Source organism: Pseudomonas sp. MYb193 (genome assembly GCF_002966775.1).
In the GTDB taxonomy this organism is placed as follows: Bacteria; Pseudomonadota; Gammaproteobacteria; order Pseudomonadales; family Pseudomonadaceae; genus Aquipseudomonas; species Aquipseudomonas paracarnis.
Window position 1 is genome coordinate 5,422,513 of sequence record NZ_CP023269.1, and the last position, 18,771, is coordinate 5,441,283.

General features: G+C 61.3%; 17 protein-coding genes. 9 read left to right on the top strand and 8 right to left on the bottom strand.

Annotation, left to right across the window (positions count from 1 at the left end):
- Positions 1-36: 36 nt before the first annotated feature.
- Positions 37-1,353, top strand: coding sequence for a bifunctional DedA family/phosphatase PAP2 family protein (locus tag CLM72_RS24790; protein ID WP_105228668.1), 1,317 nt, complete (start codon positions 37-39; stop codon positions 1,351-1,353).
- Here CLM72_RS24790 and CLM72_RS24795 read toward each other — a convergent pair.
- The 4 genes from CLM72_RS24795 to CLM72_RS24810 form a co-directional block, all read right to left on the bottom strand.
- Positions 1,347-1,562 (bottom strand): hypothetical protein, encoded by a 216-nt coding sequence (locus CLM72_RS24795; RefSeq protein ID WP_105228669.1) that lies wholly within the window; start codon positions 1,560-1,562, stop codon positions 1,347-1,349. The genes CLM72_RS24790 and CLM72_RS24795 overlap by 7 nt on opposite strands.
- Before the next feature lie 100 nt (positions 1,563-1,662).
- Positions 1,663-2,253, bottom strand: coding sequence for an LON peptidase substrate-binding domain-containing protein (locus tag CLM72_RS24800; protein WP_034126900.1), 591 nt, complete (start codon positions 2,251-2,253; stop codon positions 1,663-1,665).
- Positions 2,254-2,275: 22 nt separating this feature from the next.
- Positions 2,276-2,992, bottom strand: a complete 717-nt coding sequence (locus tag CLM72_RS24805) for an LrgB family protein (RefSeq protein ID WP_105228671.1) — start codon at positions 2,990-2,992, stop codon at positions 2,276-2,278.
- Complete coding sequence (locus tag CLM72_RS24810) at positions 2,989-3,342, bottom strand: CidA/LrgA family protein (protein WP_003194494.1); 354 nt, start codon at positions 3,340-3,342, stop codon at positions 2,989-2,991. The genes CLM72_RS24805 and CLM72_RS24810 overlap by 4 nt, the downstream gene beginning before the upstream one ends.
- Before the next feature lie 183 nt (positions 3,343-3,525).
- On the opposite strand from CLM72_RS24810, the gene CLM72_RS24815 reads away from it, so the two are divergent.
- The 4 genes from CLM72_RS24815 (at position 3,526) to CLM72_RS24830 (ending at position 8,006) form a co-directional block, all read left to right on the top strand.
- Positions 3,526-3,981, top strand: coding sequence for a MaoC family dehydratase (locus CLM72_RS24815; protein ID WP_003194496.1), 456 nt, complete (start codon positions 3,526-3,528; stop codon positions 3,979-3,981).
- A gap of 101 nt (positions 3,982-4,082) precedes the next feature.
- Positions 4,083-5,183, top strand: coding sequence for an IS110 family transposase (locus CLM72_RS24820; protein ID WP_105229078.1), 1,101 nt, complete (start codon positions 4,083-4,085; stop codon positions 5,181-5,183).
- 433 nt (positions 5,184-5,616) lie between these two features.
- Positions 5,617-7,335, top strand: a complete 1,719-nt coding sequence (locus CLM72_RS24825; protein WP_054896193.1) for a C13 family peptidase — start codon at positions 5,617-5,619, stop codon at positions 7,333-7,335.
- 29 nt (positions 7,336-7,364) lie between these two features.
- Entirely contained in the window at positions 7,365-8,006 is a 642-nt protein-coding gene (locus CLM72_RS24830; RefSeq protein WP_105228673.1) for an oxidoreductase, read from the top strand.
- 678 nt (positions 8,007-8,684) lie between these two features.
- Here CLM72_RS24830 and CLM72_RS24840 read toward each other — a convergent pair.
- The 4 genes from CLM72_RS24840 to CLM72_RS24855 form a co-directional block, all read right to left on the bottom strand.
- Positions 8,685-8,969 carry a YceK/YidQ family lipoprotein gene (locus CLM72_RS24840; protein ID WP_003194502.1) on the bottom strand — a complete coding sequence of 95 codons (285 nt, stop codon included), beginning with the start codon at positions 8,967-8,969 and terminating at the stop codon, positions 8,685-8,687.
- On the bottom strand, positions 8,962-9,591 hold the full coding sequence (gene ubiX, locus CLM72_RS24845) for a flavin prenyltransferase UbiX (RefSeq protein ID WP_032895136.1): 630 nt from the start codon (positions 9,589-9,591) through the stop codon (positions 8,962-8,964). The genes CLM72_RS24840 and ubiX overlap by 8 nt, the downstream gene beginning before the upstream one ends.
- Positions 9,588-10,937 carry a UDP-N-acetylmuramate:L-alanyl-gamma-D-glutamyl-meso-diaminopimelate ligase gene (gene mpl, locus CLM72_RS24850; RefSeq protein WP_096144078.1) on the bottom strand — a complete coding sequence of 450 codons (1,350 nt, stop codon included), beginning with the start codon at positions 10,935-10,937 and terminating at the stop codon, positions 9,588-9,590. Before mpl ends, ubiX begins: the two co-directional genes overlap by 4 nt.
- Before the next feature lie 208 nt (positions 10,938-11,145).
- A complete protein-coding gene (locus CLM72_RS24855; protein ID WP_105228677.1) occupies positions 11,146-13,056 on the bottom strand; it encodes a sigma-54-dependent Fis family transcriptional regulator in 1,911 nt (636 codons plus the stop codon).
- Between the two features lie 272 nt (positions 13,057-13,328).
- Here CLM72_RS24855 and CLM72_RS24860 point away from each other — a divergent pair, with 272 nt between their 5' ends.
- From CLM72_RS24860 to eutC, 4 genes are all read left to right on the top strand, one after another.
- Positions 13,329-14,849, top strand: coding sequence for an aldehyde dehydrogenase family protein (locus CLM72_RS24860; RefSeq protein WP_005791797.1), 1,521 nt, complete (start codon positions 13,329-13,331; stop codon positions 14,847-14,849).
- Between the two features lie 156 nt (positions 14,850-15,005).
- On the top strand, positions 15,006-16,439 hold the full coding sequence (eat, locus tag CLM72_RS24865; protein WP_054896913.1) for an ethanolamine permease: 1,434 nt from the start codon (positions 15,006-15,008) through the stop codon (positions 16,437-16,439).
- Between the two features lie 63 nt (positions 16,440-16,502).
- Positions 16,503-17,897, top strand: a complete 1,395-nt coding sequence (locus CLM72_RS24870) for an ethanolamine ammonia-lyase subunit EutB (protein WP_105228679.1) — start codon at positions 16,503-16,505, stop codon at positions 17,895-17,897.
- Entirely contained in the window at positions 17,894-18,730 is an 837-nt protein-coding gene (eutC, locus tag CLM72_RS24875; RefSeq protein WP_105228681.1) for an ethanolamine ammonia-lyase subunit EutC, read from the top strand. Before CLM72_RS24870 ends, eutC begins: the two co-directional genes overlap by 4 nt.
- Positions 18,731-18,771 lie beyond the last annotated feature (41 nt).

An 18,771-nucleotide genomic window follows, 5' to 3' on the forward strand; every position in this document is an offset into this window, starting at 1 on the left:
TCTCAAATTCTGTTTTGTATGCATGGAGTGGATTGTATGGGCCAATGGCTCGATAGCATCACCGGCTGGTTGACCCTCAACCCACAATGGCTGGCAGCGGCAGTGTTTATCGTCGCGTGCGTGGAATGCCTGGCGATTGCCGGGTTGATCGTGCCAGGCACGGTATTGCTGTTTGCAATCGCCGCGTTGGCTGGCAGCGGTGCGCTGTCGCTGAGTGAAACCCTGCTGCTGGGCTTCCTCGGCGGCTTATTGGGCGACGGCGTTTCCTATTACCTGGGCCGCCATTTCCATCAGAACATCCGGCGCCTGCCCGGCCTGCGCCAGCATCCTGAATGGATGAACGGCGCAGAAACCTACTTCCACAAGTACGGAATCGCCAGCTTGTTGGTCGGGCGCTTCATCGGCCCATTGCGTCCCATGCTGCCCATGGTCGCCGGCATGTGCGACATGCCCTTCCCGCGCTTTGCCGCTGTGAGCATCATTGCCGCAGCGGGTTGGACCGTGGCCTATCTGCTGCCGGGCTGGGCTGCCGGCGCCGCGTTCCGCCTGCCGTTGCCGGAAGGCTTCTGGCCGGAAGCGGCGATTATCGCGGCGTGCCTGGCGGTACTGCTGGGGATGAGTTTGAACAGCAGTTGGCGCGGGCATCGGCGCACCACTTTGTGGATTGGTTGCGCCAGCCTGGTGTTGTTAATCGCGCTGTTTATCGGCTACCCCCATCTCAATGACTTCGACCAGGGCCTGAGCGCACTGGTGCAGGAGCATCGCAGCCCGTGGCTGGACGAGGTGATGGTGCGGGTCACCCAACTGGGTGAGTTCAAGAAGATGTTTTTCGCCAGCGCCGTGTTCACTGGGCTGTTGCTGTTGGCACGGCAGTGGCGCCACGCCGTATTTGTCGGCGCCACCCTCGCTGGCGCGGCAGTGATCAACACCGGCACCAAGCTGTTTTTCGCCCGTGGCCGCCCGGAAATCCTGACGGACCCGCTGACCAGCTTCAGCATGCCCAGCGGCCATGCCTCCGGGGCCTTTGCCTTCTTCCTGGCGCTCGCGGTATTGGCCGGTCGCGGCCAACCCACGCGGCTGCGCCTGACCTGGATGCTGCTGGGCTGCATTCCCGCAGCGTTCATTGCCTTGTCGCGGGTGTACCTGGGCGCCCATTGGCCCACGGACATCCTGGCCGGCACCTTGCTGGCAATGACCGTGTGTGCGTTCAGCCTGACGGCGATCGAGCACCGCAACCCATTGCCAGCCATGTCGCAAAAAGCCTGGTGGCTGGTGCTGCCCGCCGTGGTGGCCGTGCTCGGTTTCATCGCCTTTACCGGTACGCCCCACGCACTGCTCAGGTACGCCTATTGACCCTTGGCCGGGCCGATCCAGCCCACGGAGGCGCTGCGCCGTTCAGCGCAACGCTCGCGGCGCTCCAGCAGCATCTCATCGGCCATTTCGGCGGCGCGCTCGGCGATGTACTCCGCGCCCTGCGTGGCTTCCTGCTGGAGTAATTGCGTGGTCACGCTGACAAAATAAGCGTCCCACGCGACTTGTTCCGAGGGGGTCAGCCGAATCATGGTTATCTCCGATCATTGTTGTGCGATCGGAAAATAGTGCAGGCGGCGCAGTGGAGGCGACCGAGCAAAGTCTGAAAGTCCTGTCAGGCAAATCCGAACATCAGGTGAACAGCTCGCCCTGCAATTCATCGAGCAACAGCTGGATCGCATCCAGGCGTTGCCCTGGGTCGTCCAGTTGCAGCAAGTCGATCTTGTCGGCCTCGCTAAATGGAAGCAGATAGGCCAACTGATTGCTCAGGGCTTGCTGGCCTTCGGCCTGGCCGCCCATGTCCAGCGAGGCCACCATCGGGTGTTCGGCCAGGGCCTCAAGCAACGCCAGCAAGTCGGCGTCCTCTTCGCCCAGCGGCTGGTCCGGCAATTCTTGCAGCCATTGCACATCAGCCACCAGCAACTGGTCTTTCTGCACGCCGGCCTCACGCACGCGGAAACGACGACCACCTTCGACGCGAATGCCCAGCAGGCCGTTGTCCTGCTGTTTGAAGTCACGAATCAGCGCTTCACAACCGACAAGCGCATAACCGTCCGGGGCCGTGCCTACCTCTGAGCCATCCAGGATGCACACCACACCAAAGCCTTCGCCCTTTTTCATGCAACGGCCGATCATGTCCAGGTAGCGCGCCTCAAATATCTGCAAGTCGAGGGTGCAGCCCGGGAACAGCACAGTGTTGAGGGGGAATAGCGCCAGACTCATAACGGTTTCCTTAAAACCTGGGTTAAACAATGACCGACACCGCCAACGGCAGGAACACCGCCGTGGCCACGCCCATCAAACTCATGGCCAGCGCCGCGAAGGCGCCGCATTCTTCGCTTTCCTGCAGGGCTACCGAAGTGCCGACAGCGTGGGCGGTCATGCCCAGGGCCATGCCCCGCGCTTCGGGGCTGCGTACACCCAGGCGCGACAAGAGCGCTGGACCGATCATCGCGCCGACCACCCCAGTGATCAATACAAACACCGCCGCCAAGGCCGCCACGCCGCCGATCTGTTCGGCCACCAGCATGGCAATCGGCGAGGTGACCGACTTGGGCGCCATGGTCATCAGCACCCTGTGCTCGGCCCCGAACCACCATCCCAACGCCACACAAAGGCCGGTGGCCAATACCCCGCCTACCACCAGCGTAGTAAATATCGGCCAGAACAATTGGCGAATCCGTCGCAGGTTCAGATAAAGCGGCACCGCCAGGGCCACGGTCGCAGGCCCAAGCAGGATGCCCATGATCTCGGTACTCTTGCGGTATTCGGCGTAGCTCAGCCCGCAGGAGAGCAGCACGCCGATCACCAGCAACATCGACACCAACACCGGCTGCAGGAAGATCCAGCGGGTTTTCTCAAACCCCGCCAGCACCAGCTGATAGGCGCCCAGAGTGATACCGATACCGAACAGCGGGTGATGAATGACCGCCGTCCAGGCGCCCTGCCAGTCGAGGATCATTGGTCCTTCTCCTTGCGCTTGACCATCTGCTGCATCAGCACACCGACAAAACCCATGGCGATCACCAGCGACAACACCAGCGCCCCGACGATGGCCCAGAAATCCGCCACGATGTCCTTGGCATACACCATCACTCCCACGGCCGGCGGCACCAGCAGCAGCGGCAGGTAACGCAACAGGCTGCCGGCCGCCAGGCTCAGGGGCTCGCCGACTTCACCGCGCCAGACCAGAAAGCCCAGCATCAGCAACAAGCCGATGATCGGCCCCGGGAGTACCGGCACCAGCAAATGATTGATCGCGGTGCCGATCAGTTGAAACAGCACCAGCCAGGTCAGGCCACGTAACAGCATCCCGCTCTCCCCCCTAAAAACTCGCGCGCATTATAAGCATGCCCGCCCTATGCTCCGGCATTCGCCAAAAGCATGTTGGGTTGACCAGGCTGATTGCCCATGATGATCTACATTGGTTCTCTGTAACCCATAAAAACGCCCCTTATCAACGGGCACATAAGTGATGAACCAAGGAGAGACGCAATGCCCTATGTACCCGTAGCGCAGCTCAAAGATTACGTCGGCAAGGAACTGGGACGTTCCGAATGGCTCACCATCGACCAGGCGCGTATCAACCTGTTCGCGGAAGCCACGGGCGATCATCAGTTCATCCACGTCGACCCGGTCAAGGCGGCGCAGACCCCGTTCGGCAGCACCATCGCCCACGGGTTCCTGTCGCTGTCGCTGATGCCCAAGCTGATGGAAGACATCCTGATCATGCCCGAAGGCTTGAAGATGGCCGTCAACTACGGCCTGGACAGCGTGCGCTTTATCCAGCCGGTGAAAGTGAACTCCAAGGTGCGGCTGAACGTCACCCTCACTGACGTCACCGAGAAAAAACCGGGCCAATGGCTGTTCAAGGCCACCGCCACCCTGGAAATCGAAGGCCAGGAGAAGCCGGCCTACATTGCCGAGTCGCTGTCACTCTGCTTCGTATGATCGCCACAGCCCCACTGTAATTAGATGGACTCGCCCAAGCCGAGGCGTCTATGCGCCACGGTGGCATTCTTATAGAAGCCAACGACAGCGAGGGCGAGCCCATGAAAAAGCATACGACGATCAATCAGTCTTTGTCAGCCGATGTATCTACTTGCGTAAACGTTGCGGTAGACCTTGCCAAAAAGGTCTTCCAGGTTGCCGGCGAGAATGCGCTTGGCCAGGTGATATTCGAGGATCGGATTAAGTCACGCGAGGCCTTTCAAGCCTTTCTTCTTAAGCTTCCAGCAAGCGTGACGGTACTGGTGGAAACCGGGCCAGGTGCTCAGGCATGGGCGCGATTGCTGCAAACACAGGGCAATTCAGTGCGCATCCTACCGGCTCAGCATGTGGCCACTCATCGCAGCGGCCCGAAAAATGATCGCAACGATGCATTGGCGATCCTGCGTGCTGGACGCGACTGCAGGATATCTGCCGTACCGGTCAAAAGTGCGGCGGCGCTCGCAATGCAAGCGCTGCATCGGGCCCGACAGGGATATATACGGCGACGTACGGCAGTCGGTAATCAGATGCGCGGCTTACTGCTGGAGCAGGGAGTATCCATGCCCCAAGGCGAAATGGCCATCAGCCAACGTATCCCGCGAATACTGGAAGACGCCACCCAGCCATTGCCCGATTTGCTGCGCGAACTAATCGCCGAACTGCTAGTTGAATGGGTTCATTTGGGCGAACGCGTCAACGTGTTGACCGGTCGGCTCGAAACAGCGGCGAAGAACGATGAGACAGCCAAGCGATTGATGACGGTGCGCGGAGTTGGCCCGATCATAGCCACAGCACTGTTGGCCAAGCAGACTGAGCCTGAACGCTTCGCAAATGCCCGACAGTTCGCCGCCTACTTCGGGCTGGTGCCCAGCCAGCACAGCAGCGGAGAAAAAATCCGGCTCGGCAAGATGAGCAAGAAGGGTGATGCGTATTTGCGCAGCCTGGCGGTCCAGGGTGCCCACGCCGTGTTAAGACAGGTGCGACCGGATTCAGAACAGCCAGACGACCAGCGGCTACAGCGTTGGGTATCTCGCCTAGGGCGCAAGGAGGCGGCGGTGCGTTTGGCCAACCGTAACCTGCGTATCCTCTGGCGGCTCTTGCAAAACGACCAGACGTATCGACGTCAGCCAGGCAATAGTCAGGAGGCTGCGATGAGCCACTGATTTACAGAGTTCTGCCACCGGGGCGTTTAGCCGCTCCAACCCGTGCTAACGAACATTGACCCCTGGTCAGACCGTCGCGAATTGATGCCTGCGCTCCTACCGGCCCTTGAGGCCTTTTTGTAATGGGCAGATCGCGAGCTGATCCAATGTTGGCCAGAAGCTGTTTGGAGCTTCCTCGGATAGGCCTGATACATAGATGCAACCGGGTACCAATGTTTGAAAAGCGGGTTGACAGTGGAGGGCGAGTCCATACATAGGAGCGAGCTTGCTCGCGAAGGTCGTCAGCGATAACGCGTGCTTGCTGAACAAATGCGGCGCCTGTGAGTTTTTCGCGGGCAAGCCCGCTCCTACAGGTGGTAGATCCTGCGCATAGACCACTAGGTTCGGCACCCCGGCTACGGCATACTCGGCGCTCAATTATCCGGATCCCGCTATGCGCCCACTCGCTCCTCTTGCCCTTGCCCTGTTGCTCACCGCTTGCGGAGACGGCGAATCGCTGTTGCCGCCCGATGCGCGCTTGCCCGATGGCGGCCGCTACCGTGGCGATGTGGTCAACGGTTTGCTGCAAGGCCAAGGCCGGGTGGACTACCCCAATGGCAGTTGGTACGCCGGCCAGTTCGACAAAGGCCAGTGGCACGGCCAGGGCGAATGGCATGGCAGCAATGGCGAAGTCTATAAAGGCGAATTCAAGCAGGGCCTGTTTGATGGCCAGGGTAGCCTGACCACCTCGGGCAGCAGCTACGTGGGCGGTTTCAAGAACGGCCGACGCAACGGCGAAGGCACCCTCAAAGAGGGGCAGATGACTTATCGCGGCGAATTCCAGGACGACCAGTACTCTGGCCTCGGCCGCCTGGAACTGGCCGACGGCAGCCAGTACCAGGGCCAGTTCGCCCACGGTAAGCCCAATGGCGAAGGCCAGCGCAATGACGACAGCGGCAACCAGTTCAGCGGCCGCTTTGTCGATGGCCAACTGGAAGGCAATGGCACTTTCAATAGCGCCGAAGGCGATATCTATGTCGGCCAGTTCAAACAGAACCAGCTCAATGGCAAAGGTCGCTACGAGAACGCCGACGGCGATGTGTGGATCGGCCAGTTCAAGGAAGGCGCGCTGACCGGCAAAGGCGAATTGATCGGGGTCGATGGCAGCCACTATGTCGGCCAGTTCAGTGACTGGCGCTTTACCGGCGAAGGGCGCCTGAACCTCACCGATGGCAGTTTCTATATCGGTGGCTTCGACAGCGACAACTATCAAGGCCGTGGCACCCTGGTACTCACCGACGGCACCGTGCAGTCCGGCACCTGGGTCAACGGCCTGCGCGTGCGCGACGCCGAGGGCAAGCTGCTGCCCGACCCTCTGGAGACCGGCATACTGGCTCAAGGCCGCTTGCTAGATGACGCCCTGGCGACAGTGCCCGCGTCCACTCCGGCCGTGGAGCTATACACCCTGGTGCTGGCCGGCGACGGCAAGCAAAGCGTATTCCTGCGCGAGGCCGACTACGTCAGCAACCTGCTCGCCACCCGCTTCGGCGCGCGCGGGCAGGTGCGCCTGGTCAACCACCGCGACCATATCGCCGACCGCCCCCTGGCCACCCGTGAAAGCCTGCGCCGCTCGGTGCAAACCCTGGCCGAACGGACCGGGCCGGAAGACCTGGTGTTCATTTACATGACCAGCCATGGCACCCATGAGCATGAGCTGGTGCTCGACCAACCGCGCATGGAACTGGCCGACCTGCCCGCCGACGAGCTGGCCGCCGTGCTCGCACCGCTGAAAAACCGCGACAAGGTCATCGTGATCTCCGCGTGTTACTCCGGCGGTTTCATACCGGCGCTCAAAGATGAGCGCACCCTGATCATGACCGCCTCCCGTGCAGACCGCGTGTCATTCGGCTGCTCGGAAGAAGCAGACTTCACCTACTTCGGTGATGCCCTTTTCGCACAAGCTTTCAACCAGACGGATGATTTGCAACACGCCTTCAAACTGGCGCAACTGCACGTGGCCGAACGCGAACAGGCGGACAACTTCGAAGCCTCCGAACCGCAGATCTGGGCCCCTAAAGGCGTGATCGCCCATTGGCAATTATTACGTAAACAGCAGGCACGAAAGGCGCTCGAAAGCGTCTCAATGAATAGCAAGGAAGCCAAAGGCAACTAAGCTGTAACGTGTAACAAGGGGGAAACACCATGTACCTGACACCGCAGCATATCTTGCTGGCCGGAGCTTCCGGCCTCACTGGCGAACACCTGCTCGACCGCCTGCTCAACGAACCCACCGTGACCCGCGTGCTGGCACCCAGCCGCAAACCATTGGCTGAACATCCACGCCTGGAAAACCCGGTGGGCGACCCGGCGGTGTTCCTGCCGCAACTGAGCGGCCGCGTGGATATTGCCTTCTGCTGCCTGGGCAGCACGATCAAAAAGGCCGGCTCGGAAGCGGCGTTCCGTGCGGTCGACCTGGACATGGTGGTGGCCTTCGCCAAGCGCGCACGGGAACTGGGCGCGCGGCATCTGATCGTGATCAGTGCGATTGGCGCCGACCCGAAATCCTCGGTGTTCTACAACCGGGTCAAGGGGGAAATGGAACTGGCGCTGAGAGCGCAAGACTGGCCGCAGTTGACCATCGTACGTCCATCGCTGCTGCTGGGGGAGCGGTTGGAACCGCGCCTGGCCGAGCAGTTGGCCGGGCCACTGTCACGGCTGATTCCCGGTAAGTACCACGGTATTGAAGTCTGCGAACTGGCCCGCGCCATGTGGCGCCTGGCGCTGGAGGAACAGGATGGCGTGCGGGTGGTGGAATCGGACGAGTTGCGCAAGCTCGGCAAGTAATGATGCAGCGCTTGTACTGGCCTCATCGCAGGCAAGCCTGCTCCCACACTTGAAATGCATTCCCCAGTAAGAATGATCTGCAGCCCTCCTATCTGGAATTCGATCCCCTGTGGGAGCCGGGCTTGCCCGCGATGGGCATAGGTATCTACATAACTCTGTTAGCTCAACGGTAACCACGATGCGAAGCGAGCTGCTCTTGATCTTGATCTGCTTTTGATCTTAGGCGCCCCGTTAAACCACGCTGGCCGGAATTCGACAGGGATTTGGGGGGTAAACCGGCAGGGATGCCGGTTTAGCCGCCCCGCGCCATGGATGGCGCGTGGCGGTGGCCCCCCAAATCACTGGCGGATTACGGGCACACCGAGCCTAAGCGAGGTGCCGAGTGGTGGGGCAAGAGCGCTTTGCTTACTTTCGCGCTTTTCGAAAGTGAGCCGCCGTCAGGGCGGAACCCTAAGTGGCCGTTACCGCAGGAATGGATATGTACACGGTCCAACTGTGTTGACTGTCAGGCCGTCTTCGCAGGCAAGCCAGCTCCCACATTGGATCGCAGGGCATCAGTTATATCTGTGTCGGCTGCCAGGCCGTCACGGGAGCAAGCTCCCTCGCCACAGATTTAGCGTCGTGCCGAAGTTGTGTAGATACCTATGCCGCGATGGGCCGGCCCAGGCAGCCAATAACTTACAGCCCGCCCGTGGCGTTGAAGCCCACACCCAGCACCGTCAACACCGACAGTGGCAACAATAAGGTATCGAGCAACGCGCTGGCCGGCAGGTCGAGATGGGGGTAGCTCGGGGCCTCGGCACCAAAGCGGTCCTTGGCGCAGCAGCCGCCATTGATCGCGTACAGATCCAGGCGTGTGCCGGCATACACCACCGGGGCGCCCGGTTGCGCGGCATCCAGAGTACGCGCGGTGGCACAGCCGGTGAGTTGCAGCGCCATCAACAGCAGCAGTGCTTTATTCATCGCCGCCCAGATGGTGCTCGCCCCAACGCGGCAACATGTCCTGGGGAATGTTCAACAGGTTGAGAATGCGCGCCACCACAAAGTCCACCAGGTCATCGATGGTCTGTGGCTGGTGATAGAAACCAGGCGATGCGGGCAGGATGGTCACGCCCATGTTCGACAACTTGAGCATGTGCTCCAGGTGAATGCTCGAATACGGCGCTTCGCGCGGCACCAGAATCAACTGGCGGCGCTCCTTCAAGGTCACATCCGCCGCCCGTTCGATCAGGTTGTTGCAGGCGCCCGTGGCAATCGCCGACAAGGTGCCGGTGGAACACGGCACCACCACCATCGCCGCTGGCGCACCGGAGCCTGAGGCTACCGGCGACATCCAGTCCTCTTTGCCGTAGACCTTGATCTGCCCCGCCGCTGCGCCGGTGTACTCGGTGAGGAATGCCTGCATCATCTGCACCTTGGAAGGCAGCGCGACATCGGTCTCAGTCGCCAGCACCAATTGCGCCGCCTTGGAGATCAGAAAATGCACCTCACGGTCTTCACGCACCAGGCAGTCGAGCAGGCGCAAGCCGTAGGGCGCACCGGATGCGCCGGTCATCGCCAGGGTGATGCGTTCCGGCCCGCTCATTTCAGTGCCTCGGCCAGCTTGCCGTGCAGGCCGCCAAAGCCGCCGTTGCTCATGACCACCACGTGGGTGCCGGGCTGGGCCAAGGATTTCACATGCTCAATGATGCCTTCCAACGAATCGCAGACTGTGGAGGGCACGGTGCATAGCGCAGCAATCGCGGGCAAATCCCAGCCGAGGTTGGCCGGCGCATACCACACCACCTGGTCGGCATCGTTGACGCTCTCGGGCAGGCCATCACGGTGCGCGCCCAGCTTCATGGAGTTGGAGCGCGGCTCGACGATGGCAATGATCTGCGCATCGCCGACGCGCTTGCGCAGGCCATCCAGGGTGGTGGCAATTGCGGTCGGGTGGTGGGCAAAGTCGTCGTAGATGGTAATTCCATTTACTTCAGCGACTTTCTCCATGCGCCGCTTCACACTCTTGAACGCGCTCAAGGCGGCAATGCCCATGGCTGGCACCACGCCAACATGCCGAGCGGCAGCCAGGCTCACCAAAGCGTTGGCCACGTTGTGTTGGCCGGTCATGCCCCAATCGACGATGCCTTGGGGCTGGCCTTCGAACAGCACTTCAAACCGCGAACCGTCTTCGCTGAGCAACCTCGCCTGCCACTGCCCGTCCGCGCCGGTGGTTTGCACCGGGGTCCAGCAGCCCATGTCGATCACACGCTGCAACGCAGGCTCGGTGGTGGGATGAATGACAAGGCCCTCACTTGGAATAGTGCGCACCAAGTGGTGGAACTGGCGCTCAATCGCCGGCAGATCGGGAAAGATATCCGCGTGATCGAACTCAAGGTTGTTCAGGATCGCCGTGCGTGGGCGGTAATGGACGAACTTGGAGCGCTTGTCGAAAAAGGCGCTGTCGTATTCATCGGCCTCGATCACAAAAAACGGCGTCTCCCCAAGGCGCGCCGACACCGAGAAGTTCTGCGGCACACCGCCAATCAGGAAACCCGGGCTCATGCCCGCATGCTCCAGCACCCAGGCGAGCATGCTGCTGGTGGTGGTCTTGCCGTGAGTGCCGGCCACTGCCAGGACCCAACGGCCCTGCAGCACATGGTCCGCCAGCCACTGGGGGCCGGAGACGTAAGGCAAGCCTTTGTTCAGTACGTATTCCACCGCCGGGTTACCGCGAGACATGGCGTTGCCGATGACGACCAGGTCCGGCACAGGGTCGAATTGCGAAGGGTCGTAACCTTGGGTCAGCTCAATCCCTTGCGCCTGTAGCTGCGTGCTCATGGGTGGATAAACATTGGCATCGGAGCCTGTTACGTGATGGCCCAGCTCTTTGGCCAGAACCGCCATCGAACCCATGAACGTACCGCAGATACCCAGAATATGAATGTGCATAGTTGACCTCGTAAACATCGAGGCAGGTTAGCGTAGGGTGGGAAAGTTCGCACGCTTTAGCTGAGCACGAAACGCTCGCCGGTAGGATCCGGCACAAGGGAGGTCTTAAACCGCGCTGCCGGCGTTTTTAAGCTCAGCGTCTTTCAAGGTAGCGCGTGAGACAAAAAACGAGCAGTTCGCAATAATCAGGTTACTCCGACAGCGCCCCTTACTGCATGGCGTCCCGTGAAATGCCATGTTTGCGTAACTTGCGGTACAGCGTATTGCGACTGACCCCCAACTGTTCAGCCACATGGCTCATATGCCAGCGCTGCTGCGCCAACGCGTTGAGCAATGCCTGGCGCTCGGCGTTCTCCAGCGGCGACACGCATGGCGCATCCACCCTCGCCCCTTGCGGCTGCGCTTGGCGAATCAGGGCCGGCAAGTCTTCAAGACCGACTCGCCCGCCCTCACAGAGCGCCACTACCGTGCGCAACACCGTACGCAACTGCCGCAGGTTGCCGGGCCATTGGAATGCTAACAAGGCCTGGCGCGCAGGTTCGTCCAGCATCACCTGCTCGGTGCCCGCTTCCTGGGCCAGGAGGAAGTCCAACAGTTGCGGCTTGTCACTGCGTTCGCGCAACGGCGGCAGGGCCACTTCCAAGCCGTTCAAGCGGTAATACAGGTCTTCGCGAAAGCTGCCATCGGCCACGCGCTCCAGCAAATTTCGGTGCGTGGCGCTGATGATGCGCACGTTCACCGCTTGAGGCTCGCCGCCGATAGGCACCACCAGGCGATCCTCCAGCACCCGTAACAGGCGGGTTTGCAACGCCAGGGGCATGTCGCCGATTTCGTCGAGAAACAGCGTGCCGCCGTCGGCCTGTTGCAGTTTGCCGCGCATGCCTTCTTTAAGGGCGCCGGTGAAACTGCCGGCGCGATAGCCAAACAATTCGCTCTCGATCAGGTTTTCTGGAATCGCCGCACAGTTCAGCGCAACAAAGGCCTTATCGCCCCGCTGGCTACCCTGATGCACGGCCTTGGCGAAAGCTTCTTTACCGCAGCCGGTTTCGCCGTTGATCAGCAAGGGCACGTCGCGCTCGAACACTCGCGAGGCCTTGCGTAGCTCATTTTGCAACGCCGGGTCGCCCACGCAGATACCCAAAGGCCGTGGCGCCTGCGGCTTGATGAGGGGTACCGGCACACTGCGCGGCTGGCCTCGCAGCGCTGCAAACAAAGGCCGACCATCGCGGGTGCGCAGCGGCCAACTGGCCGTGGCATTCGCGCTGGCCCGGCCCAGCAACTGATCCAGGGAGCAGTCGAAAAATGCTTCCACCGGCTGGCCCACCAAGCCGCCGCGTAGCTGCCCCAACAGGTTCAGAGCGCTCTGGTTGACCGCACAAATGCGCCCTTCACCATCGAACGCCAGCAAGCCTTCGCTGAATAACCCGACCGACTCGGCCTGCAGGTGAAAACGCAGCAGCCAGTGGTGTTCGAAGTGGCGCAGGAAGTAGCAACTTTCGATCATCTTGGCCGACAGGTTCACCAGCGCCATGGTGTGGAACTGGCTCTGGCGCGACACGGCTTCGCGGGCCGAGGACACATCCAGCACCGCCAGCAATTCACCATGAGGGTCGAACACCGGGCTGGCCGAACAGGTCAGCCCGGTATGACGGCCGCGAAAATGCTCGTCACGGTGGATCGTCAACGACTGCCGCTCCACCAGGCAGGTGCCGATGCCGTTGGTGCCTTCGCAGGCTTCGCTCCAGTCAGCGCCCAGCCATAAGCCGGCGCGCTCGAAGATCTTGCGCTCGGACGGCGCGGTGACACAGTTGAGGATCACCCCACGCGCATCGGTGAGCAGCACCGCATGACCGGCGCCGGAGAGTTGTTGGTGCAGGCTGTTCATTTCGCTGCCGGCGATGTGCAGCACTTGGCGCAGGCGCTCGCGACTTTCCAGCAAGCGCCCGTGCTCGAGCACGGTGGGCGCGATGGTCAGCGCCGGGTCGAGGTGGTAATCCTCCACGCAGCGCAGCCAGGAGCGTGCGATGGACGGGTCGCTGCCAGGCCCTTGGGAAAGCTCTTGGCCACGGGTGACGGTCAAGACTTGCTGGGCATGGCGACTGAAATGATCGTTATGCATGTTCTTATTATTCTCCCTGCGTGAGAACGCCCAGCATCCCCCAGCCATCCGGCCATTGCAATCCCGGCCCGACCCACCGGTCACAGGCTGTATCGTTTGTGGCACAAACTGTCACCCTGCCTGTATCACTCCCGTCACGGCAAAGCCTTGCAACAAAGCCCAACCTCTTGATTCTGCTGGCCCGCACGGCGATGGCCCGACCTTTGCTCTACGCTTTATAACGCGCTCGCAGCGCTGTACTCCAATAAACATAAAAGCAGGAGATGCCCACCATGCGTTATGCACACCCCGGTACTGAAGGCGCCATCGTTTCGTTCAAGGCCAAGTACGGCAACTACATCGGCGGCGAGTTCGTGGCGCCGGTCGATGGCAACTACTTCTCCAACACCTCGCCAGTCAACGGCAAGCCGATTGCCGACTTCCCGCGCTCCACCGCCAAAGACATCGACAAGGCGCTGGACGCCGCCCACGCCGCCGCGGACGCCTGGGGCAAAACCAGCGCCCAGGACCGCTCGCTGGTACTGCTGAAAATCGCCGACCGCATCGAGCAAAACCTCGAACTGCTGGCCATCACCGAAACCTGGGACAACGGCAAAGCCGTGCGCGAAACCCTCAACGCCGACATCCCTCTGGCCGCCGACCACTTCCGCTACTTCGCCGGCTGCATCCGCGCCCAGGAAGGCAGCAGCGCGGAAATCAACGAACTCACCGCCGCCTACCACTTCCACGAACCGCTGGGTGTGGTTGGTCAGATCATCCCGTGGAACTTCCCACTGCTGATGGCCGCGTGGAAACTCGCACCGGCCTTGGCCGCCGGTAACTGCGTGGTGCTCAAGCCAGCCGAGCAAACGCCGCTGGGCATCAGCGTGCTGATGGAGCTGATCGGCGACCTGCTGCCACCGGGCGTGCTGAACGTGGTGCACGGTTTCGGCAAGGAAGCTGGCGAAGCCCTTGCCACCAGCAAGCGCATCGCCAAGATCGCTTTTACCGGTTCAACGCCTGTGGGCTCGCACATCATGCATGCCGCGGCCGAGAACATCATTCCGTCCACGGTCGAGCTGGGCGGCAAGTCGCCGAACATCTTCTTCGCCGACATCATGAAAGCGGAACCTGCATTTATCGAAAAAGCCGCCGAAGGCCTGGTGCTGGCGTTCTTCAACCAGGGCGAAGTGTGCACCTGCCCTTCCCGCGCTCTGGTGGAAGAGTCGATCTACGACGACTTCATGAAAGTGGTGATGAAGAAGGTCGAGTCGATCAAGCGTGGTGACCCGCTGGACACCGACACCATGGTCGGCGCCCAAGCGTCCGAGCAACAGTTCGACAAGATCCTGTCCTACCTGGAAATCGCCAAGGGCGAAGGCGCGCAATTGCTCACCGGCGGCAAGGTCGAGAAGCTCACGGGCGACCTGGCCACCGGTTATTACATCCAGCCGACCCTGCTCAAGGGCACCAACGACATGCGTGTGTTCCAGGAAGAAATCTTCGGCCCGGTGGTAAGCATCACCACTTTCAAGGATGAAGCCGAAGCCCTGGCGATTGCCAACGACACCGAGTTCGGCCTGGGCGCCGGCCTGTGGACCCGCGACATCAACCGCGCCTACCGCATGGGCCGGGCGATCAAAGCCGGCCGCGTGTGGACCAACTGCTACCACCTGTACCCGGCGCATGCCGCGTTTGGTGGTTACAAGAAGTCTGGCGTGGGCCGTGAAACCCACAAGATGATGTTGGATCACTACCAGCAGACCAAGAACTTGCTGGTGAGCTACGACATTAATCCGTTGGGCTTTTTCTAACTTAGCCTCTTAACAAGCAACCCGCTCCCAACTTGAAATGCAATCAAGTGTGGGAGCTGGCTTGCCCGCTCCTACACTTGAACTTCGCCAGTAATTGCTACCTCGTTCGGCACACAGATGCCGAGTTAAAAACAATAACAATCAAAGGTACTTCCCATGCCTAGCGAACCCACTGGTTCTTCTGTCGACTTCGAAAAAGTCGGCACCGATTATTTTCAACAACGCGAACTGAAAAAAGGCGCCGCCGGCTGGGTACTACTGGTTGGCCTTGGCGTCGCTTATGTTATTTCCGGCGATTACGCCGGCTGGAACTTCGGCCTGGCCCAGGGCGGCTGGGGTGGCATGTTCCTCGCCACCTTGCTGATGGCCACCATGTACCTGTGCATGTGCTTTTCCCTGGCCGAGTTGTCGTCCATGATCCCCACTGCTGGCGGTGGCTACGGTTTTGCCCGCAGCGCCTTCGGCCCTTGGGGCGGGTTCCTCACCGGTACTGCCATCCTTATCGAATACGCCATCGCCCCCGCCGCCATCGCGGTGTTTATCGGCGCCTATTGCGAGTCGTTGTTCGGCATTGGCGGCTGGATGATCTACCTGGCGTTCTACATCATCTTTATCGGCATCCACATCTTTGGTGTGGGCGAAGCCTTGAAGCTGATGTTCGTGATCACCGCTATCGCCGCGATTGCCCTGGGCGTGTTCCTGGTGTCGATGGTGCCGCACTTCAACGTCGCCAACCTGCTGGATATACCCGTGACCGAGGCCAAGGGCGCCAGCAGCTTCCTGCCGTTCGGCTACGTCGGCGTGTGGGCCGCGATCCCTTATGCCATCTGGTTTTTCCTGGCGGTAGAAGGCGTGCCGCTGGCCGCTGAAGAAACCAAGAACCCCAAGCGCGACCTGCCGCGCGGGCTGATCGGCGCGATTGTGGTGCTGACCAGTTTTGCCCTGTTGATCCTGGTGATCGCGCCAGGCGGTGCGGGGACTTACGCGCTGATCAAGTCCGGCAACCCGCTGGTTGAAGCCTTGGCGTTGTCCTACGGCGGTTCCACCTGGATGGGCAGCTTCGTCAACCTGGTCGGCCTGGCCGGTTTGATCGCGAGCTTTTTCTCGATTATCTACGCCTATTCGCGGCAGATCTTTGCCTTGTCCCGTGCCGGTTACCTGCCGCGCAAATTGTCCGAGACCAACAAGAGCAAGGCGCCAGTATTGGCACTGGTAATCCCAGGGATTATCGGCTTTGGCCTGTCGCTGACCGGCCAGGGTGACTTGCTGATCCTGGTGGCGGTGTTTGGCGCCACCATTTCCTACGTATTGATGATGGCCGCCCACATCACCCTGCGCATTCGTCGCCCTAAAATGGAGCGGCCATACCGCACGCCGGGTGGCATCTTCACCTCAGGCGTGGCGCTGGTGCTGGCTTGCGTGGCGGTAGTGGCGGGCTTTCTGGTGGACCCGCGCGTGGTGATTGGCGCGGCGATCATCTATGGAGTATTAATTGCTTACTTTGCTTTCTACAGCCGGCATCACTTGGTAGCAGGCACGCCGGAAGAGGAATTCGCGGCGATCCAGGCCGCAGAGGCCGCCCTGCACTAACTGCCGAAAACCTCGACGCGGCGTCTTGCCCACAGCAGGCCCGCGTCATCAAGGAGACACTGTATGGCAAGCTTTTCCCACGCGGTGGGCGCTCAAACCTACCGCTTCGACAGCCTCAAGGACGTAATGGCCAAGGCCAGCCCCGCACGCTCCGGGGACTTCCTCGCCGGTGTCGCCGCCCAGAATGACGGCGAACGTGTGGCGGCGCAGATGGCGCTGGCGAATATCCCGCTCAAGCACTTCCTGCAAGAAGCACTGATTCCTTATGAAAGCGATGAAGTCACCCGGCTGATCATCGACACCCACGATAAACAGGCGTTTGCAGCGGTCAGCCACCTCACCGTCGGCGGCCTGCGCGACTGGCTGCTCAGTGATGCGGCTGATGAACAGGCCCTACGCGCATTGGCGCCAGGGCTGACACCGGAAATGGCCGCGGCCGTGTCCAAGATCATGCGCGTGCAAGACTTGGTGCTGGTGGCGCAGAAGATCCGCGTGGTCACCCAGTTTCGCGGCACCCTGGGCCTGCGCGGGCGCTTGTCCACTCGCTTGCAGCCCAACCACCCCACCGACGAACCGGCCGGCATCGCCGCGAGCATTCTCGACGGCCTGCTGTACGGCAACGGCGACGCCATGATCGGCATCAACCCGGCCACCGACAGCATCGCCTCGATCTGCGCCATGCTGGAGATGCTGGACGCGATCATCCAGCGCTACGAAATCCCCACCCAGGCCTGCGTGCTCACCCACGTCACCACCTCCATCGAAGCGATCAACCGCGGCGTACCGCTGGACCTGGTGTTTCAGTCGATTGCCGGTACCGAAGCGGCCAATGCCAGTTTCGGGATCAACCTGAACGTGCTGCAGGAAGGTTACGACGCGGGCTTGAGCCTCAAGCGCGGCACCCTGGGCCAGAACCTGATGTACTTCGAAACCGGCCAGGGCAGCGCCTTGTCGGCCAATGCGCACTTTGGCGTCGACCAGCAAACCTGTGAAACCCGTGCCTACGCCGTGGCGCGGCACTTCAAGCCGTTTCTGGTGAACACCGTGGTCGGTTTTATCGGCCCGGAGTACCTGTACAACGGCAAGCAGATTATCCGCGCCGGCCTGGAAGACCACTTCTGCGGCAAACTGCTCGGCGTGCCCATGGGTTGCGATATCTGCTACACCAACCACGCCGAAGCCGACCAGGACGACATGGACACCCTGCTGACCCTGCTCGGCGTGGCCGGCATCAACTTCATCATGGGCATTCCCGGCTCCGACGACATCATGCTCAACTACCAGACCACCTCGTTCCACGACGCTCTGTACGCGCGGCAAACATTGGGTTTAAAACCGGCGCCGGAGTTCGAGCAGTGGCTGGCGAAAATGGGCATCTTCACGCAGGGTGATGGCAAGGTGCACTTTGGCAACAGCCTGCCACCGGCCTTTCGCCACGCCTTGGCGCAATTGGGATGAAGGAGCCGACCGTGCAACCAGAATTGCCTGACAACCCGTGGCTGGAACTGCGCCGCCTGACCCCGGCGCGTATTGCCCTGGGCCGCACCGGCACCAGCCTTCCCACCAGCGCCCAACTGGACTTCCAGTTTGCCCATGCCCAGGCGCGGGACGCGGTGCACCTGCCCTTCGATCACGCCGGGCTCAGCCACCAACTGGCCGAACGTGGCCGAGACAGCCTGTTGTTGCACAGCGCCGCCAGGGACCGGCACATCTACCTGCAACGCCCGGACCTTGGGCGACGCCTGAGCGATGAGTCGGCGCAAACGCTGCGCGACTACGCCCTGGCCCAGCCCGGTGGTGTGGACTTAGCCATCGTGGTGGCCGATGGCCTGTCGGCACTGGCCGTGCATAAACATACAGCGCCGTTTCTGGCGCGCCTGGAAGAACAGACCCACGCCGAAGGCTGGTCCTTGTCACCGGTGATCCTGGTGGAGCAAGGCCGCGTGGCAGTGGCCGATGAAATCGGGCAGCTACTGGGCGCCAAGATGGTGGTGATCCTGATCGGCGAACGGCCGGGGCTCAGCTCGCCGGACAGCCTGGGCCTGTATTTCACCTACAACCCCAAGGTCGGCCTCACCGATGCCTATCGCAACTGCATCTCCAATGTGCGGTTGGAGGGCTTGAGTTATGGCATGGCGGCCCATCGCCTGCTGTACTTGATGCGAGAGGCGTGTCGCCGGCAGTTGTCGGGGGTCAATCTCAAGGATGAGGCGCAGGTTCAGACCCTCGAATCCGACGACCCGGACCTGATGAAGGGCAATTTCCTGCTCAGCCCGGCGGATGACCGCTAGCGGCACGATTGCGCTTTTTGGCGTCATTAGGCAGCATCGAG